The sequence below is a fragment of the Haloferax sp. ATCC BAA-644 genome (assembly GCF_000336975.1).
Taxonomy (GTDB): Archaea; Halobacteriota; Halobacteria; order Halobacteriales; family Haloferacaceae; genus Haloferax; species Haloferax volcanii.
The window spans coordinates 1-2,087 of the sequence record NZ_AOLF01000020.1 but is presented as its reverse complement, the minus strand read 5'-3'; the positions used below and the strand labels follow the sequence as shown (position 1 = coordinate 2,087).

The 2,087-nt window shown below is 44.1% G+C and carries 2 protein-coding genes and 2 pseudogenes; 2 read left to right on the top strand and 2 right to left on the bottom strand.

The genetic code is table 11. The features are described from left to right. Positions 1 to 80 (top strand): annotated as a pseudogene (locus C458_RS18100) (integrase core domain-containing protein); the annotation flags it as partial. A gap of 487 nt (positions 81 to 567) precedes the next feature. Here the strand turns inward: C458_RS18100 and C458_RS18095 are convergent. Together C458_RS18095 and C458_RS18090 are read right to left on the bottom strand one after the other, a co-directional pair. Continuing rightward, entirely contained in the window at positions 568 to 1,437 is an 870-nt protein-coding gene (locus C458_RS18095) for a hypothetical protein (RefSeq protein ID WP_152418125.1), read from the bottom strand. Continuing rightward, positions 1,438 to 1,698 carry a hypothetical protein gene (locus C458_RS18090; protein WP_152418124.1) on the bottom strand — a complete coding sequence of 87 codons (261 nt, stop codon included), beginning with the start codon at positions 1,696 to 1,698 and terminating at the stop codon, positions 1,438 to 1,440. Between the two features lie 192 nt (positions 1,699 to 1,890). Between C458_RS18090 and rnhB the strand changes: the two are divergent. Beyond that, positions 1,891 to 2,087 (top strand): annotated as a pseudogene (gene rnhB / locus C458_RS08825) (ribonuclease HII); the annotation flags it as partial.

Genomic DNA, 2,087 nt, shown 5'->3' with positions numbered 1-2,087 from the left:
CAGTGTTCGTTCATTACTATAATTTTCAGCGACCGCATCAGTCGCTCGACGAAAGAACGCCAGCTCAGGAGGTTAACTAGACAGTGCCCTCTGAGGCATTCTCTCTGAGAAACAGCAACAGTAGCGAATATGTCTCTTAGTCACTAAACTCAAACATATCATTTGAATAGTTATCTATTTTCCAGCCAAGACCAAAGTGTGTCAAGAGTAATATTGCCCAGCCTAAAGACAAGATCAACAAAATATCCGCGTAGGTGTTAGACCCACCAGAATACGTATACAATTTATAGATACTGTAGCTCCAAAGCCCGGTCCATGCAATAATGGAACTAAAGTAAAGAACAGTAACAGGTCTTGAGAGTTTCTCTGAATCGGAGTCGTCACTTGGGTCAGGAATACCCAAGGTTAAATTGAGAAATACTGCACAGGCAAGGCACGAAATAAGAGTTAAGATCAGAGTGAATATTGAACCATTTTCTGTATACACAAAAGAAAAGTTTGCTATAGGGAGCAAGACTAAAAGGTAATTTGCATCTCGGACTAGGAGATTAAGTTCACGTGCAGGCATTAATTTCTGGATCCACGCCAACTGCCAGGATAGAGGCGATAAATCGTTTCCCCAATTCGAACCTCGCAATCATATTTCAACGTCTCCGCATCCCGCTGAATAGTCAAGATAGCTTCTTCTAGTGTTTCTCTGTTTCCACCACCCATCGCACGGCCATCAACAAAATCAACGTCAAACTGGTACCGGTCTGCTGATCTAAGCTTTTCCTTAAACTCATCAATCACATCCGATTTGCTCACACGTCCAATAGTTACGAGGAATGGACTCTGATTTAAAATATTCATTATTATTCGTTGGTAATCTACATGTTCATCTTCCAACTGGTGGAAGATAGAGCGGATATAACCCTCTTGACTAAAGTAGCCACAGCTTGCCATATGAATACAAGTGTAGCCGCTCTGATAGTCACCGCCGACTGCATGTTCCGCGAAATCACTAGCAATATCCTCCTTATATTCGTCTAATTCGTCCCGAGGGAGTCGAATCACATTCTGACTTTGATTAATCAAGAGACTTTGCTCCAGCAACGTCATGTGCGGTCCACCAAGGTAGTCCTCAAAGAATGATAGTGTTTCCTGGACTGATTCCGCTGAAAGTGCAGACTTGGTTCCCCTTCGAACCCTGTTTGGATTGCCACCGAAGAGACGGTGTTGTGATTCGAATGAAGTTACAATCTCATTAATCAATCCTTCTCTCTCTTCATCAGCAAGCTGGTCAATATTTAGTGCGAGCAGCTTTTCTGAAGTGTCTAAATCTAAGAGTGGTCTATCTTCACCTCTTTCCACGATCCTAAGTTCATCTATATCAGAGAGATCAAGGTCTTTTGAACGGAGGTTATCTATAGCAATTCGTTTTGCTTTATCCCACATCTACTCATCAGGTCCTTCTGTGTCATTTTTGTTGTCTTTCACGTATGCATGAATCTCAGTAAAATCGTCTTTGATAAAGCCAACAGATCCTTCAATAACACCGGCAAATTCATCAATATGAATCTCTTCGTTCTTGTAATACGATTTTTCACGTTCCTCTGTCTCTTGATCAATAATATAATTCTCTTCGTCAACGGTCTTCCCAAATTGTTCTAGTACCGTCTCCGTAGCACTCGGACCAAACGTGATTTCTGGTGGCATAGTCAAACGAATCGCTCGTCTACTCCGACATCTGTCCTAACTGCTAATAATCTTTGGTCATCTGACGAGATGTTTTATTCTGGTGATTTAACCAACTATTCTAATTATTTTAATATTGTATGTCTTGAATATAATAAGGGTTGCAGCCCTACAATCGGTATTTCTAACCCCTCACAGAAGATCCGAATGAATATGCACATCGGCGTCGACGAGGCCGGAAAGGGACCCGTGTTGGGTCCGATGGTCGCCGCGGCGGTCCGAGGGGAGCCCGACGCCCTCCCGGACGGTATCGCCGACTCGAAGCGGCTCAGCCCCGAGCGGCGCGAGGAACTCGCCACCGAATTGCGCGAGCGCGACGACATCTCGGTCGGCGTCGCGTTCGTCGAACC